This is a genomic window from Streptomyces sp. NPDC047017 (assembly GCF_040644175.1).
Taxonomy (GTDB): Bacteria; Actinomycetota; Actinomycetes; order Streptomycetales; family Streptomycetaceae; genus Streptomyces.
The window spans coordinates 1-13,668 of record NZ_JBEYVW010000031.1 but is presented as its reverse complement, the minus strand read 5'-3'; the positions used below and the strand labels follow the sequence as shown (position 1 = coordinate 13,668).

19 protein-coding genes are annotated in these 13,668 nt (G+C 69.1%); 9 read left to right on the top strand and 10 right to left on the bottom strand.

Annotated features, from left to right (window positions below; all coding sequences use genetic code 11):
• The first annotated feature begins 267 nt into the window (after positions 1-267).
• The 3 genes from ABZ858_RS35070 (at position 268) to ABZ858_RS35060 (ending at position 3,958) form a co-directional block, all read left to right on the top strand.
• Positions 268-3,510, top strand: coding sequence for an RHS repeat-associated core domain-containing protein (locus tag ABZ858_RS35070; RefSeq protein ID WP_361388498.1), 3,243 nt, complete (start codon positions 268-270; stop codon positions 3,508-3,510).
• 27 nt (positions 3,511-3,537) lie between these two features.
• Positions 3,538-3,681, top strand: a complete 144-nt coding sequence (locus tag ABZ858_RS35065) for a hypothetical protein (RefSeq protein WP_361388313.1) — start codon at positions 3,538-3,540, stop codon at positions 3,679-3,681.
• An 82-nt stretch (positions 3,682-3,763) separates the two neighbouring features.
• Positions 3,764-3,958 carry a hypothetical protein gene (locus ABZ858_RS35060; RefSeq protein WP_361388310.1) on the top strand — a complete coding sequence of 65 codons (195 nt, stop codon included), beginning with the start codon at positions 3,764-3,766 and terminating at the stop codon, positions 3,956-3,958.
• Positions 3,959-4,794: 836 nt separating this feature from the next.
• Here the strand turns inward: ABZ858_RS35060 and ABZ858_RS35055 are convergent.
• Positions 4,795-5,313, bottom strand: a complete 519-nt coding sequence (locus ABZ858_RS35055) for a DUF6233 domain-containing protein (protein WP_361388307.1) — start codon at positions 5,311-5,313, stop codon at positions 4,795-4,797.
• A gap of 97 nt (positions 5,314-5,410) precedes the next feature.
• On the opposite strand from ABZ858_RS35055, the gene ABZ858_RS35050 reads away from it, so the two are divergent.
• From ABZ858_RS35050 to ABZ858_RS35025, 6 genes are all read left to right on the top strand, one after another.
• Positions 5,411-5,569 (top strand): hypothetical protein, encoded by a 159-nt coding sequence (locus ABZ858_RS35050; protein ID WP_361388304.1) that lies wholly within the window; start codon positions 5,411-5,413, stop codon positions 5,567-5,569.
• 30 nt (positions 5,570-5,599) lie between these two features.
• Positions 5,600-5,998 carry a hypothetical protein gene (locus ABZ858_RS35045; protein WP_361388301.1) on the top strand — a complete coding sequence of 133 codons (399 nt, stop codon included), beginning with the start codon at positions 5,600-5,602 and terminating at the stop codon, positions 5,996-5,998.
• Between the two features lie 105 nt (positions 5,999-6,103).
• The gene (locus tag ABZ858_RS35040) at positions 6,104-6,865 is read left to right on the top strand and encodes a hypothetical protein (protein ID WP_361388298.1); all 762 of its coding nucleotides are present in this window, start codon (positions 6,104-6,106) and stop codon (positions 6,863-6,865) included.
• Positions 6,866-7,038: 173 nt separating this feature from the next.
• Positions 7,039-7,866, top strand: coding sequence for a restriction endonuclease (locus tag ABZ858_RS35035; protein ID WP_361388295.1), 828 nt, complete (start codon positions 7,039-7,041; stop codon positions 7,864-7,866).
• 181 nt (positions 7,867-8,047) lie between these two features.
• Positions 8,048-8,284 (top strand): hypothetical protein, encoded by a 237-nt coding sequence (locus ABZ858_RS35030; RefSeq protein WP_361388292.1) that lies wholly within the window; start codon positions 8,048-8,050, stop codon positions 8,282-8,284.
• Positions 8,238-8,531: a hypothetical protein gene (locus ABZ858_RS35025; RefSeq protein WP_361388289.1), complete on the top strand. Its 294-nt coding sequence runs from the start codon at positions 8,238-8,240 to the stop codon at positions 8,529-8,531. Before ABZ858_RS35030 ends, ABZ858_RS35025 begins: the two co-directional genes overlap by 47 nt.
• 187 nt (positions 8,532-8,718) lie before the next feature.
• Here the strand turns inward: ABZ858_RS35025 and ABZ858_RS35020 are convergent, their stop codons facing one another.
• From ABZ858_RS35020 to ABZ858_RS34980, 9 genes are all read right to left on the bottom strand, one after another.
• Complete coding sequence (locus ABZ858_RS35020; RefSeq protein WP_361388286.1) at positions 8,719-9,099, bottom strand: hypothetical protein; 381 nt, start codon at positions 9,097-9,099, stop codon at positions 8,719-8,721.
• 37 nt (positions 9,100-9,136) lie between these two features.
• On the bottom strand, positions 9,137-9,286 hold the full coding sequence (locus ABZ858_RS35015; RefSeq protein ID WP_361388283.1) for a hypothetical protein: 150 nt from the start codon (positions 9,284-9,286) through the stop codon (positions 9,137-9,139).
• Between the two features lie 20 nt (positions 9,287-9,306).
• Complete coding sequence (locus ABZ858_RS35010; protein ID WP_361388280.1) at positions 9,307-9,804, bottom strand: nucleoside 2-deoxyribosyltransferase domain-containing protein; 498 nt, start codon at positions 9,802-9,804, stop codon at positions 9,307-9,309.
• Positions 9,801-10,175: an HIT domain-containing protein gene (locus ABZ858_RS35005; RefSeq protein ID WP_361388277.1), complete on the bottom strand. Its 375-nt coding sequence runs from the start codon at positions 10,173-10,175 to the stop codon at positions 9,801-9,803. Before ABZ858_RS35005 ends, ABZ858_RS35010 begins: the two co-directional genes overlap by 4 nt.
• Before the next feature lies 1 nt (position 10,176).
• A complete protein-coding gene (locus tag ABZ858_RS35000; RefSeq protein ID WP_361388274.1) occupies positions 10,177-10,485 on the bottom strand; it encodes an RNase adapter RapZ in 309 nt (102 codons plus the stop codon).
• Positions 10,486-10,526: 41 nt separating this feature from the next.
• The gene (locus ABZ858_RS34995) at positions 10,527-10,874 is read right to left on the bottom strand and encodes a hypothetical protein (RefSeq protein ID WP_361388271.1); all 348 of its coding nucleotides are present in this window, start codon (positions 10,872-10,874) and stop codon (positions 10,527-10,529) included.
• A gap of 108 nt (positions 10,875-10,982) precedes the next feature.
• Complete coding sequence (locus ABZ858_RS34990; protein ID WP_361388268.1) at positions 10,983-11,465, bottom strand: hypothetical protein; 483 nt, start codon at positions 11,463-11,465, stop codon at positions 10,983-10,985.
• A 218-nt stretch (positions 11,466-11,683) separates the two neighbouring features.
• Complete coding sequence (locus ABZ858_RS34985) at positions 11,684-12,088, bottom strand: hypothetical protein (protein WP_361388265.1); 405 nt, start codon at positions 12,086-12,088, stop codon at positions 11,684-11,686.
• Positions 12,082-12,699: a replication/maintenance protein RepL gene (locus tag ABZ858_RS34980; protein WP_361388262.1), complete on the bottom strand. Its 618-nt coding sequence runs from the start codon at positions 12,697-12,699 to the stop codon at positions 12,082-12,084. The genes ABZ858_RS34985 and ABZ858_RS34980 overlap by 7 nt, the downstream gene beginning before the upstream one ends.
• Positions 12,700-13,668 lie beyond the last annotated feature (969 nt).

Here is a 13,668-nt window from a genome sequence, read left to right as displayed (position 1 = left end):
GCGGATCTTTGTGCGAATCCTGTGACAACGTGTGCGGGCCCGGTTACCGCTGGGGTTGCCGGGGTTTGACTTCCTGTGGGGGGAAGCATGCATATGCGTGCCTTCGGCACGTCTCTTCGACGTGCCCGGAAACGATCGGGATCGGCCGCGACGACAGCGGCGGTGGTGACGACGGCGCTGGCCGCGGCCGTCCTGCCGGCCGCGAGCGCGACCGCGGCCGACGGCAAGCCCGTCTCCGCATGGGGCAAGAACAGCCCCCACTTCGCGATGCCGGCGGTGAAGGTGGGCGCGAACCGGCCGGTGAAGTCCGAGCCGTCGAAGAACCCGACGGACGAGGTGTACGTGCCGTGGCTGCGCCAGCAGCGTGCGCACGCCGAGAACGCCGCGTCGGGCAAGGCGGCAAAGGCCGGTGTCGCTGCGGGCGCCTCGGTGCTGAACCTGGTGCCGGAGGGGCAGGGCAACGTGCCCTGGCACCGCTACACCAGCTTCGCCATCACGGACGCGCTGACCGCGAAGATCGACTACTCGACCGGCAACCTGATGCTGACGGCGACGGACTTCGACATCGCCGGCGTCGGCCAGCGCCTGCAACTGGCCCGCACCTACAACTCGTTGGACGCTCCCTTCGGCCGCGTCTCGCAGCGCTGGTGGCAGCAGTACGAGCGCTACCTGTCCGTCTCCAGCAGCGAGGTGATCTTCTACGACGCCTCCGGCGCGACGGTCCGCTTCAAGAAGAACAGCGACGGCTCCTTCACCACCCCCAAGGGCTACTCGCAGGACCTGAAGAAGAACTCCGACGGCACCTACACCCTCACGAAGTGGAAGTCGGGCTCGAAGGAGACCTACGACGCGGGCGGAACGCTGACGAAGGTCACCGACCGCAACCACGGCAGCGTCACCGTCACCCAGAACACCGGCGGCGGCTACAAACTCACCGAGACCCGCTCCGGCCGCTGGATCGACCTGAAAAAGGTCAGCGCCACCCTGTGGCAGGCCAAGGACAACACCGGCCGCACCGCTGCCTACGGCCTGGACGCCGACGGCAACCTGACGACCACCACCGACACCGAAGGCAAGACGACCACCTTCGGCTACGACACCTCCGGCCGCATCAGCAAGATCACCACCGCCGAGGGCCGGGTCACCGTCTTCTTCTACGACGACGTCAACCGGATCACCTCGATGCTGCGCGCAACCGGCTTCAACGCCTCCGGCAGCACGGGCCCGACCTGGACGTACTCCTACACCAGCGACTCGGCCACCGCGGCGGGCAAGACCACCGCCACCGACCCCGAACTGCACGCCACGCAGTACGCGCACGACGGGGACGGCCAGGTCACCGACGTGACGGACGCGCTCACCCACAAGCGGTCCACGAAGTTCGACGCCAACCACAACATCGACACCGCCACCGACGCCATGGGCGCCGGCACCACCCCCGGCAACGTGGTCGACTACGGCTTCAACTCCCGCAACAACCTGGAGACCGTCGCCCTGCCGACCGGCGGCAAGACGGTCAACAGCTGGCAGACCATTGCCGGCGGGGACGTGCCGAAGGACTCCACCAACGCGGACGGTGAGAAGACGGCCTTCACCTACGACACCGTCGGCAACACCAAGACGGTCGCCCAGACCGGCACCGGCGGCGGCAACGTCTCCTACGACTACAACCCCGCCACCCCCACCTGCGGCGGCTTCGAGGGCCAGCGCTGCGACCAGAAGACGAAGATGACGTCGTCGAAGACGGTGCAGACCGACTTCCACTATGACGCCAAGGGCAACCTCGACTGGGCCAAGGCCCCGGCGCCCCTGGGCAAGACGACGTACACCTACGACGACCTCGGCCGCACCAGGACCGTCACCGACGCCCGCGGCGTGACCGTCACCTACACCTACGACAACCGCGACCGGATCCGCATCGTCGACACCACCAACAAGGCCCGGGTGCAGTACTGGTACGACGGCGACGGCAACCTCTCCCAGCGCACCGACGCCACCGGCACCGTCTCCTACGAGTTCGACCCGCTCCAGCGCGAGACGGTCCGCCACCTCCAGGACGGCTCCCAGACCCTGCTCGTCTACACCCCGGCGGGCAACGTCGACTACTACCAGGACCCGGCCGGAAAGGTCGACTACACCTGGAACGAGGTCAACAGGCTCACCGAGCTCAAGGACCCGCGGGGCGCGACGACGACGTACAAGTACAACAACAACGACGTCCGCACCACGACCACCTACCCCGGCGGCACCGTGCAGAAGGTCGACCCGGACAACTCCAGCCGGCCCAGGAACATCAAGGTGACCTCCGCCCAGGGCACCCTGGTGAACCTTGACTACACCTACGGCTACGGCACCAACAACGCCACCGACGGCAGCAAGATGCGCACCATGACGGACAACGTCACCGGCCGCAAGCGCACCTACACCTACGACGGCGCAGGACGCTTCTCCTACGCCAGCGAGGTCAAGGACGGCGCCGTCACCGACTCCTGGCAGTACTGCTACGACCTGGCCGGCAACCTCACCTCCCAGGGCACCGACCCCAGTTGCCCCCGCACCACCACCTACACCTACAACGACGCCCAGCAGCTCACCAGCAAGTCCAGCTCCACCGGCCCCTGGTCCTACGACCCGATCGGCAACGAGAGCGCCGGCTCCTCCACCGACGACTACCTGCGCACCAACGAGACCTGGACCGACCACTCCCAGATGTCGTCCATCACCGTCAACGCCAAGACGTACGTGGGGCAGTACGGCTCCACCGACCAGAGCGAGCGCATCAGGCTCGGCGACACCCTCTTCCACAACGGCCCGCTCGGCCTGTCCGCGAAGACGACCGGCGCCGTGGACATGGGCTTCAACCGCGAGCCCGGGGGCACGCTGAACTCCATGACGACCGGGGGCAAGAGCTACTACTACCTCACCGACGCGATCGGCTCCGTGATCGGCCTGGTCGACGTGGACGGCAACAAGGTCGACACCTACACCTACAGCCCCCGCGGCGTCCGCCTCCTCGCCCAGTCGTCCGAGCCGGTCGCCCAGCCCTACCGCTTCGCCGGCAACTACCAGGACCCCACCGGCCTCTACCACCTCCAAAACCGCTACTACGACGCCAACATCGGCCGCTTCACCCAGCCCGACCCCTCCGGCCAGGAACAAAACCCCTACCTCTACGCCGAAGGCGACCCCGTCAACCGCATCGACCCCAACGGATTGTTCAGCTTCTCGGCTGATTTCCATGGAGAGGTTTGCTACTACCTTTGCGTCGGGGGAGGAAAGGAAGAGGACAATAGCGGTAAAGAAGCATGGTTTGTCACGTTTGGTGCCGGAACTCCCGGTGCTAGCGCCGGGATTGGCGGCTCAAGCGGTGACGTGAGCAGCGGCTGGACCGGAGAGTGGTCCTGCGGCGCAGGGGCAGCCAGTATCACCGGAAATACGCAAGGCGATGCCGGCTTCGAATCGGGCGGCAGTACCGGAAAGTGCTCGGTTAACGCCAAGTACACCTTCTGACTGGCAATGAATCGAAGGGAATTCATCATGGTTTCCACCATGCAGGCCGCCGCATCCTACTACTTGGCGAAGCCTAAGGGCCCCTCATGGAGTCCCTATCTGGCGATGGGCATGGTGATTCTCTTCGGCGCCATCATCGTCTTCCTCCTGATGAGAAGCCGTCGCCGCTGACCGTTAGTTCCGGAGGCCGGGTGGCCCGCGCCCTTCGGCGCGAGCCACCCGGCTTTTCCTGATAAATCGAAGGGAAAAGTGAATGCGCATCCTAGTAGGCATTTTCATGTGCCTCTTCGGTATCTTCTTCTTCTTTGTGGGTCCTTTATTCGCCCAGCGCCAGACCGGGGCGAAAACGGGAAGGGCTTTCGACACCTATAACCGCATCATCTTCAGGCTGGTCGGCAGTCTTCTGGCTGTGGGCGGTCTTCTCTATTCCATGGGAATCTACGGATGAGGACTGCCGAAATAGCTGAGCGCGGTCGACGTGGGTATCGAAGTGCTCAGCGACCACGGCGGCGAGAAAGGATCCCGTGCCTCGGTTGCCATCGACACAGTCTCCCTGGCTGCGGGAAGCGGATCTACCTGGCCTGCATATGTGGGAGGAATCGACGCCGTTCTCTTCTTCCTCATCATCTTCTTCGTGGTGCGGAAACGGGGTCAAAAGCGGAACTGACCGCGAGCCGGGTGACCGGAACGGAATTCCTTCGCCCTCCTGTACGTGAGAAGTAACCCGCATCACCGCGGTGGCCGCCCCCAATCCGGGCGGCCACCGCGAACTTCGTATGCGGTAGTGCTGGCCCGTTGTCGGCGCCGCCCGACGATCGGCAGGACCGCAAAACCCTATCGAAGGACACGTCGTTGTGGTGCGCTGCGACTGGCCGACACCACCGCCTGCTCGCCCACCCCGGCCATGTCGCGTTCTGGGCGGCCACCAAGGCCGCCAGCACCCACCGCTCCAGCAAAAGCGATCCAGAGCGCGCCACCGTGACTTCTACCAGGTCCCGCCCGCTACAACGCAGAAACACCACGGCAGTCGGCAGCAGCATCTCCGGTGCCCACCACCCCGTGTCGCCTGCGGACAGCCGGTGTCCAGCCCGATACCCGACCCGGGTCAGCCGCCCCAGTTACAACAGAACGGCGACCCCGACCAGCATCCACAGCTCGGCCCGCAGCTACGAAACACTCCCTCCCGCACCTTGGCTGATCCCCCTCACCTCGTACGGCCACCGGGAACGCAGAGCCCCCAATCTCCACGCCGACCAGGGCGCCGTCACCCGCAAGGGTTGAAGGTCAGCCGCCGTCGATGTGGTCGAAGCCGCGCAGCACGGGGTCCAGCTCCTGCGCCGCGCCGCACAGCGAGCACAGCCGGGTGCCGGGCTGCTCCGCGACGTCTAGCGCCCGCTCCAGGGGCAGCAGCGGCGCGCCCTGCGGGGCCTCCTCGCAGTCGACGGCGTGCAGCACGGCGCGGCCGGGCCCGCGGCCGCCGGCCTTCTGCAGCACCCAGCCCGAGGGCCGGCGGGGCCCCAGCGCCTGGCGCACCGATGACGGCGGCGGCAGGCGCTCGGTGGGCACGGTGTCGTAGGCGACGCCGTCGACCGGCCGGACGTGCTCGGGGGCGCGCACCCACACCCGGTACTCAGCGGCCTGGACGTCGCCGTTTTCGGTGTTGCGGTACGCGGGCAGCCCCACCTCGTACAGCCAGCCGCGCGGCGTCTCGCGCCTGGCCCACAGGCGGGCGGTGAGCTCCTGGCCGTCCGGCAGGACCACCCGCACCGGCACCGGCGGGCCGTCCGGGGGAGTCGTCGTCATACCCCCCACGGTAGGCAGCCCGCCCGGAGCGCCGTCACCCGCGCGGGGGGAGATCACCGGTCTCTGTCCACAGGCGGACCGGCGTCTCGTAGGCGGCATGGACGACGCCACACCGCCGCCGGCCCCGCGCCCCGGCAAGATCCGCGCCGCGCTCGCGCGGGCCGAGCAGGCTCTGTTCACCCGCCCCGCGCCGAAATCCGCGAAAGCCCAGATGAAATTCCTGCACACGCGCACCAAGGGCTCGGCGAAGGCCTAGGCCGAGCGTCTGGGCGTCTCCCGCAGTACGGTGCACCGCTACCTCGCCGGCGCCTCCACGAAGCCCCACAAGCGACTCCAAGAGGCCCTGACGCAGGAGACCGAAGACCAGTGGCAACCCCAGGTCAGAGCACAGAGGAGACAGCGTGCGGCCACCTCCGGCGGGCTCGTCATCACCTGCCGGGCCACGTTCGGCTTCACCGCGAACGGCACCTCCGACAACGCCCGGGTGCGGGACATCATCAGCGCCGTCTCCCCCTCGCACGCCGCCCGGATCCTGGACGCGAAGGAGCGCGGCGCGACGGATGACGAGCTGCAACCACTGCTCGCTGAGGCCATCACCGAGTCCTATTTCCGCGAGGGCGGAACGACCCGAGCGGGCCTGCACGTAGATTTCCGGGACGTGGAACACCTCCCGATAGATTTCTGACCACCCGGAATTCGAGGCTGCTATAAACCTGTCTACGGCTGCCGCGCTCCCGCCCGACAGCCGGGAATTCCCATCACCCGTTTCCGCGACGATTGGGAGGCTCGCGTGAGCACCCCTGTTCCCCGATCCCGCCGCCGGCGCTTCCCGGCGCCCGGCACGCCCGCACCCCGCCGGCCGATCGACCAAGCCAAGGTCGGCCGCCGCTCGGTGCGCCGCCGCGCCGCCGGGATGACCGCCACCGAGGCCTCGGCCGCGCTCGAGGACGCCCGGCTTCAGCAGCACATGGACCGCGACCGCGAGGACCTGGCCGACGACGAACGCGGCCCGGCCGAAGTCACTGAGTGGGAGCGCATCACGCAGCTGCTCGTCACCGCCGGCGGCGTCTACGACCCGGAGACCGACGCCGTCGTCCAGGACGAGCTCGCCGCCGACCGGCGAGCCGAGGAAGCCGAGCAGCAGCGCCTCCAGGAGCAGCAGCTCGCCGCCCGCGCCGACCACCTTGCCGCGCTCGCCCGAGCCGGCCGACTCGACCGGACCGTGGAGACCCGGTCGGGAGACGAGGCCGCCCGCGACTTCCTGTACCACCGGGCGGTCGACGGCTGGCTGGCACAGGCCCTCGCCGACCGCTCCGGCCACCACGCCGACCCGGCCGCGCGCACGGCAGCCGCCGACGGCGAGCTGGAGTTCGCCAGCCGCCTCGCCCAAGCCGACACGGCCGCCACCGATGCGCTCGCCGCCTGGCTGGAGCGCGTCCTAGCGCCCGCCGAACTGGCGGAAGCGGGCGAGGGGCGGCGTGCGGTGAGCACGGTCGACCACGTGGGTACAGGTGACCGGCTGCGGTACCCGGCACGAGAACCTGACGGCTGACGGCCGGGTCCACGTCGACTACACGCCGCCGCTCGGAGAACCCTGGCCGCACGGGAAGCGGCTTGGGCGCCGATGAGGCCGACCAGCTCCAGGCGCTGTGCGACCACAGCACCATGAAGTGCAGGCCCCGGGAGCGCGCGGACATTGTCAGTGGTACCTGAGACCGTGTCGGCATGTATGCCGTCTCCGCTGTTCCACCAGCCATCCTGTGGTTCCTGCCGCTCGTGCTCTTAGCGTCAACAACTGCTGGTTGGCTGCTAGCAACGAAACATCACAGACGCCAGCAGCCCGCCGTCTTCCAGTGCCAACGTTCGTGCTGCTCCCCGGCACGTGTTGATGGGCTGGACCACCGAGAGTTCGAGTACCTCGTTCGCGACCTCATGATCCGCGATGGCGCGACCAATGTGCGGAGAGTCGGTGGAGCAGGAGATAACGGGGCAGACGTCGTGGCGACGGATCCTGCCGGTCAGCTCTGGATCATTCAGTGCAAGCATCGCAGGCAGGGACTGGGCGGAAAGCTGGTTGGGGTTCAAGAGCTCCAGGTCCTCAACGGAACCGGCCGACCAGTGCACAAGGGCAACGTCGTCGTGTTGGTGAGTAACGGCGCAGTCAGCAGGCGGGCCCATGGCTTCGCCAAGTCTCAAAAGCTCAAGATCATCGACCGCTTCCTGCTGGAGGATTGGATCGCGGGCGACCGTCCGATCTGGGACCTGCTCGGAATCAAGGGCAGCGCCGCCCCTTTCGCCCTCTCCGATGTTGAATCTGGAGCGCTCGCCGGTTCGAGCGAACCCGTCTACTCACTCGCCGAGGCTTACAACGCTGGGCTGGTGCCCTGGAAGCCAGCCACGATGCGACAGTACCTGTTGCGCTCACAGCGGCGTGGCATCCCGCTTCCCCGCAGCAGAGATGGGTTGGGACACCTCTACACCGCCGCGGAACTTGGCGAATGGCTCGGCCACTGGCGGGCTCAGGGAACTGCTCCTCACCAGCAACCTGAGTAGGTGATGATTCCGTCGTTGTTCGGAACCTTCCAGCCACCCTCTACTCGCAGTAGTCCTGGCCCGCGAGGCGGCAGGGCCCTAGGCTGGCCGACGGTGCCGGGTTTCGTCCGTACCGTCCCAGAGCGCCCCGCCCCGGCGCTACCGTGAGGACACACGCCAGCAACCCGTCCAGGAGCCCCGGATGAGCCAGCAGCCGGCCCCCGCGCCCGCCCCCGACCGCCAGCCCCTCGATGAGAACGCCGCCGCGTCCGTCCGCGCCTACGCGGCCGACCAGCGGGCCCGGGTCGATGTCCTCGCCTCGGTCCTCGAGGACATCGCGGAGAACGGCTACCCGGCCGCGGAGTCCGGTGTGCTGTGGGAGGAAGCACGCGATGCCCACCTGGAGCGTCTCGCCGGCGAGCAGCCTCGTGTCGCCTGAGCACGCACCGCGCCGCTCCCAGGTCGTCATGGTGGAGCCCGCGCTGAGCCAGCTGGAGAAGCTGACCGCGGCCGAGACGCACCGCCTGGACCGGGCGATCGTCGCGATCAGCGTCAACCCCGAGCTGGGCGCGCCGGTGCCCGGCACCCTGCTGTGCGACTACGCCGACGACGTCGACGGGGTCCGGGTGATCTACTACGTAACCGCGCTTCGCCAGATCACGATCGTGGCGTACGTCGAAGCCTGAGCAGCGGACACAGCAGCGCCCCGGACGACGGTCCGGGGCGCTGCTGTGTCCGCTGCACGGCGGGCGGTAGGTGCTGCACGGCGAGGCCGGCGGCCGGGCGGCACACGGGTGCTGCTCGTGCAGCAGGGCCGGTGCAGCGGGCAGCGGAGTCGTGCAGCGCCCGGCCCGTGGGCCTGCTGCACGGCGGTCAGTCGGCGTCGGTGGCCCACCGCTCCATCTCGCTCGGGTCCTTCTTCAGCAGGGTGTCGCGGCGGGACTGGGCGGTGGCCCGGGTGACGCTCATGGAGTTCGCCAGGTCGCCGTACGAGCCGCCTCCGTCGGCGTGCTGACGTACGGCGGCGTCCCGGATGCCCTCCAGCCGGTTGATCAGGCCGTGGGACATCAGGACGGTGGTCGCGAGGTCGTCGGTGCTCGCCCCGCCGGCGCGCAGCTGCGCGAGGCCGTGCAGGACGGCACCGAGCCGCATGGCGAGCTGGCCGACGTCGTCGCCCAGCGCTCGGGCGTCGGCGGCGGACAGCGGGATGGTGAGGTCGGGGACGGGGTCGGTGTGCTCGGGCTCGGTGGTCACCGGGCTCTCCTCCTGGTGGTGCGGGGCGGGGTGGGGCTCAGCGGTCGACGACGTCCTTGTCGAGGTCGCGGTGGTGGAGGCCGACGGCCAGGCCGCGCCCCTTGTAGCGCTCGGCCAGGTCGGCGACCCGGTACGCGGCGGCGGTCTCGGTGTCGCCGGACAGGACGGCGGCGAGCGCGTCGGCCACCGTCGCGGAACTTTTCCGGACTACCGGGCGCACGTGGCACCGACCAGGGAGAGAGCGGCGGTTGCGGCGTCGGGGAGGGTCTCGCAGACGGGCACGCTGTGACGGCGGGCAACGTAGATCAGATACCGGTTCCGCTCCGGGTTGGGGCAGTCGGGCGGGCAGCCCAGCACGGCCCGGCCGCTGCTGACGTCCAGGCCGAATTCCACGTTGGTGGTCATCCCCGGAAGGGTTCGCAGGTCGCGGGGAATCCAGAACAGGATCGCCGTCGCCGCCGCGCGGGCGTCGGTCTCCCAGTCGACCTGGGTCTCGTACCGGTCGGCGCGCTGGCCGTTCCGGGACTCGGGACTCAGCACGGTAAGCGGCTGATCGCCGGTCCACAGCGCATCCAGGGCTGCCGCCGCGGCGGGCCGCCAGGACGGTACGGGGGCGCTCTTGTCCGGTGTGGGCCCGGCGAGGAACACGGACGGGGACGACGCGGCGGGGAGTGGTTCGCGGGCCATGATGAGGTCGACGGTCATGAGCTGGTTCCGTTCTGTGCGGCGCGGGCGGCGTGCTGCGGGGTCCAGGGCAACGGCAGGCCGTCGTCGATCTCCCTGGGCACCACGTGGACGTGCAAGTGGTAGACGCTCTGGGTCGCTGCCTCCCCCTTGGATGTGATCAGGTTCGCGGCGGGGTGCTCGGCCATCAGCTCGGCGGCCCGGCGCATCACCGCGGCGGTCACCTCCGGGTCGGTGCCGGCGTCCTCAACGTGAACTCGCGGCAGGACGAAGACATGACCCGGGTGGACGCCGCCGCTGCGCGGGCGGACCGCGACGGCGTCGGGCCATTCGCGCACGATGGCGGCCGGGGCCTCCCCAACGGCGATGGCGCAGAAGATGCAGGTCTTCACGTCAGGACTCCTTGGCCCGGTCAATAGCGCGATGGCGACCGCCCGCGCATCCGAGCGCGACGGTCAGCGGCTCGTCCTGGCGGGGCCCGGCGAGGTAGGCGTCCACGGTGGCGGCGATGGCGTGCACCAGCGCCGGGACGCCGTCGGTGGACATCACCGCCTCGCGCACGGCGGCGTCCTGGGCGGTGAGGTAGCGCAGCTCCGGGCGCAGGTGGGGGTCGCGGAACTGGTGGCGCAGGTCGTAGCAGGCGCGGGCGTCCGGCTGCGGGCCGTGCAGGTAGCCGAACGAGGTGATGGCCACGGCGGGCATCGAAGGTCCTCTCAGGGGCGGTGAGGGGGTGCGGGCGGGGTTCAGAGGCACTGGAAGGCGCGCCGGACGTCGCCCGCGGCCCCGGAGAGGTTGTCGGCGTGCAGCCGCGCGTCGAAGTCGTACGGGTCGTCGGCCGCGTCCATCACGCGCTCGGAGGCGGCGTCGAAGACCCTGGCGAACGCCTCGTGGACCCCGGCGGCCTTGAGGGCCTGGACGATGTCGTCGTGGTCGGCGCCGCCGCGCCGGACGGCGTCGGCGAGCAGGTTGAGCGCGGCGGCCGCGGCCGGGGCGAGCACGGCCAGGTTCTCGCCGACGGCGGTGGTGGCGGTCCGTTCGACCCCCGTCTCGATGTGGCTGATCCGGGCGAGGGCCTTCGGCTGCTGCTCCATGAGGACTCCGATCAGGTGCGCGGTGGACGGGGGAAGGTGGCGGTGGAGTGCGTGCCGGAGAGCGATGACATTCGGGGCCGGCGCCCGGCGAGCACGGCGGTGGAGCGGTCAGGCGTGCTGGGCGAGGTAGCGGGCGGCGACGTCCACGAACTGGTCGTGGACGACCATCGCGGCCTCCCGCGCGGCGGTGAGCTCCTCAGTGCTGCCGAAGTGGTCCCGGATCGCGTACGTCAGCGTGATCATGTGGTCGGCGGCGGTGCGCACGGCCGGGTCCGTGATCAGCACGCGCATCGCGACCAGCGGCCGGGTGACCTGGGAGCGGGTCTGGTGGCTCTCCCGGCGCAGCGACTGGATCAGCTCAGCACCGGAGCCCTTGAGGACGGCGTCGCCGCGCGCCCACATGGTGCGGCGGTGGTCGCTGACGGCGCAGGCCAGCGCGGTGACGGCCTCCAGTCGGTCCCGCCGGATCGTCTCGCCGTGGTTCACGCGGACGGACCGTTCGGCGGCCCGCTCCTGGAAGCGGCCGCTGATGAGCGAGCCGAGCAGCGTGCCGACGACGGCGATGGCGGCGGTGACGAGGGCGAGTAACACGGCGGGTCCTCCCGTAGGTGTATGAACTTCAATACACTGTATGGAAGTTCATACACCCAGGGAAGAGGTTCGCTCATGATTCTTTTTGCGGGTCTCCGACCTGCGCGTTTCCCGCCCGCGGGAACCGTGTGCACCGATCTGACACACCCCGCCCGCAACGCGAAGCGGCGCCGCACCCCTCGGGAGGATGCGGCGCCGCTGACTTCGGGGCTGCCGGGTTACGCGGTCCGGCGGGTGGGCACGGCGGCCAGGTGACGCTGCGGGGCGGTCGGAGCGGGGAGCGCCGGGGCGGGCAGAGCGCCGGCCTGGATGGCCTCGGTTGCCTCGCGCAGGGCTTCCTCCATCTCCTCCTGGGAGGCGTACCCGGCGAAGTACGGGTGGATGAAGTAGCTGCGGTACCGGCCCTCGGGCCGGAGCACGACGTTTCGCTCGACCAGCTGGTTCATCGCGATGGACGTGCGGTTCTTGCTGAGGCCCACGCGCGCCCGCAGCTCGGCCTGTGAGGCGTTCACCTCGCCGCCGGGGCGCTGGACCTCCATCATCGCGCTCAGAAGGTCGTAGTTGGCCTTGGAGAGCTCGAGGTGGTGCAGCTGCGCGAACCCGAGGGTGGCCTGGATCAGCATGCCTGCTCCTCCACATCGTTGTCGCCGAACGCCAGCTGCCGCGTACGCGGGGCCGGCGCGGCCGGGGCCGTGAACTCCGGGAAGCGCTCGCTCGCCGCCTTCTCCAGCGCCATCACATCTTCCCGCATCTCCGGGAAGTGCTTCCTCAGCGCGGCCCTGGCGTCCTGGCGCAGCTGCTCCAGGGCCTCCTGCTGAAGGTCGCCGTTGCCCTTGAAGCAGATCAGCGGGTTGACCACGATCACCGAGTTGGTCCGGCGCTGGAGCATGTGCCAGTTCTCCAGACTGCCCAGCGCCCGGGTGACGTTCGCCCGCTCGACTCCGAGGTGCCTGGCGACCTTGATGTGCGTGATCTTCAGGCGGCCCTCGACCTGGCGGCCCATGCAGAACAGCAGGACCGCCGACTGCACGGGCGACATCCCGTACCGGGCGATCAGCACGGCCAGGACGTCGGAGAGGAACGCGTTGCTGACCATGCTGTAGCCGCTGCGGCCCCAGGCGTCGTGGGGCGCCCGGTACGTGTAGTCAACCTTCGCCGACCGCACCGGCCGACCAGCCTTCGGCGGCGTACGGTCCAGGGCCTTGGCGAAGCTGTCCGCCAGCGGCGACGTCACGGGCTCACCGCGGTCCACGGACCGCCGGCCTCTGCTGGTGGAGCGACTCGCGTCCCCGGGCACCCTGGCTCCTGCTGCTCGATCTCGTGTGATCCCCGAGACCCTAGCCGAGATTGTCCCCGCCCAGAGGGACCTTTGTCCCTGTCGGCGTGGCCCCCTGGTGTCGACGCCGACACACCGCCTTCGACGCGGTGACGATCGAATGTGGCCCTGAGCAGGCAGAACGGAATTTGTCCCTCTCTACGGGACCAAATGCGGTGCTGCTGTGTCGGAGGAGGCACAAAACCGCTGGTCAATGTGTCAGGGCCAACACATTGCCTCTCACAAACCCGCAGGTCAGACCACATTTCCGCGCGGTGCCCTTTTATCAGTAAGACGCGCACGCGCGCGCGAGCCAGCCAGCGCGGGTCGGCGCGCCCCGGCGACCACTCGCACCGGGGGCCGGCCACACGCCACCGACGGCACCCCTCACCACTGCCCACCTTGCGCATCCTTCGTCACCACCGGCACCCGAACGCCACCCGGACCATTTCGGCTAATCACTCGCACACGCACCCATTCGCGTTTACCGGCATTTCTCCGGCCATCATTCCGCGCGTATTCTCGTTAATCACCTGATGTATATTCGAAACATTCCGCGAACGTCCTTTCTCCTGGTCAGGGGTGGCCGGGCACCATTCCAGTCTTAAGCTAGCTTCTATCTTTGAAGCACACACCCCGGAGCCTCCATCCACCCCCTCCGATCTGCGTTCGACCCCTCACCCGTCCCGACCGCCCGTCACCACCCCTCCCTGTTGCTGCCACTTGTGGCGTGAGCCCCGATGGGTGGGCCGCGCGGAGCGTGGCACGCCTGGCCCGTGCGGGAGTTGGGGCGCGCCCTGAGTGGCTGGAGCGCAGCGGAGGCCACTGGTCGGCCGGAGGCCGACCCCGGCCCGCAATGCGGACCGGATGCCCTGCGGTTGGTGGGGC

Bases quoted from the DNA above. Each gene is read 5' to 3' on its own strand.
- ABZ858_RS35070 (WP_361388498.1), top strand. From the start codon at position 268: ATGCCGGCGGTGAAGGTGGGCGCGAACCGGCCGGTGAAGTCCGAGCCG.
- ABZ858_RS35065 (WP_361388313.1), top strand. From the start codon at position 3,538: ATGGTTTCCACCATGCAGGCCGCCGCATCCTACTACTTGGCGAAGCCT.
- ABZ858_RS35060 (WP_361388310.1), top strand. From the start codon at position 3,764: ATGCGCATCCTAGTAGGCATTTTCATGTGCCTCTTCGGTATCTTCTTC.
- ABZ858_RS35055 (WP_361388307.1), bottom strand. From the start codon at position 5,313: ATGACGACGACTCCCCCGGACGGCCCGCCGGTGCCGGTGCGGGTGGTC.
- ABZ858_RS35050 (WP_361388304.1), top strand. From the start codon at position 5,411: ATGGACGACGCCACACCGCCGCCGGCCCCGCGCCCCGGCAAGATCCGC.
- ABZ858_RS35035 (WP_361388295.1), top strand. From the start codon at position 7,039: ATGTATGCCGTCTCCGCTGTTCCACCAGCCATCCTGTGGTTCCTGCCG.
- ABZ858_RS35030 (WP_361388292.1), top strand. From the start codon at position 8,048: ATGAGCCAGCAGCCGGCCCCCGCGCCCGCCCCCGACCGCCAGCCCCTC.
- ABZ858_RS35025 (WP_361388289.1), top strand. From the start codon at position 8,238: ATGCCCACCTGGAGCGTCTCGCCGGCGAGCAGCCTCGTGTCGCCTGAG.
- ABZ858_RS35010 (WP_361388280.1), bottom strand. From the start codon at position 9,804: ATGACCGTCGACCTCATCATGGCCCGCGAACCACTCCCCGCCGCGTCG.
- ABZ858_RS35000 (WP_361388274.1), bottom strand. From the start codon at position 10,485: ATGCCCGCCGTGGCCATCACCTCGTTCGGCTACCTGCACGGCCCGCAG.
- ABZ858_RS34995 (WP_361388271.1), bottom strand. From the start codon at position 10,874: ATGGAGCAGCAGCCGAAGGCCCTCGCCCGGATCAGCCACATCGAGACG.
- ABZ858_RS34985 (WP_361388265.1), bottom strand. From the start codon at position 12,088: ATGCTGATCCAGGCCACCCTCGGGTTCGCGCAGCTGCACCACCTCGAG.